Origin of the sequence: Pseudovibrio sp. POLY-S9 (assembly GCF_001431305.1) — a bacterium.
Classification (GTDB): Bacteria; Pseudomonadota; Alphaproteobacteria; order Rhizobiales; family Stappiaceae; genus Pseudovibrio.
Map to the genome: position 1 here is coordinate 1 of NZ_LCWX01000185.1, position 384 is coordinate 384.

Sequence of the window (384 nt, forward strand, 5' to 3'; positions counted from 1 at the left end):
TGTGGCCCATTCTCATCAAATGGGGTTCATTTATTTGTTTTGCTGCGTCTATCCGCAAACGGAGGGCGCTCACCAGGAGCATACTATGCCAACACCCGCTTATATCACCATTGAAGGGTCAACTCAGGGACCAATCACTCAAGGCGCGTTCACTGAGGATTCCGTCGGTAACGTGTGGCAGGAAGGTCATGAAGACGAGATCATGGTACAGGCCATTGATCATACCGTCATCATTCCGCGTGATATCCAGTCCGGTCAGCCAGCTGGTCAGCGCGTGCATACGCCGTTCAAGTTCACCTGCTCCATGAACAAGTCCATCCCGCTGCTGTATAATGCGCTGGTCTCCGGTGAGATGCTGCCTAAATGTGAAGTCAAATGGTACCG

Annotated in this window: 1 protein-coding gene; it reads left to right on the forward strand. The window is 52.1% G+C overall.

Annotated elements, in window-relative coordinates; all coding sequences use genetic code 11:
- Window positions 1-85: 85 nt before the first annotated feature.
- Window positions 86-384 (forward strand): type VI secretion system tube protein TssD (gene tssD / locus PPL9_RS18240; RefSeq protein ID WP_152986751.1); only part of this gene is annotated, 299 nt, incomplete at its 3' end.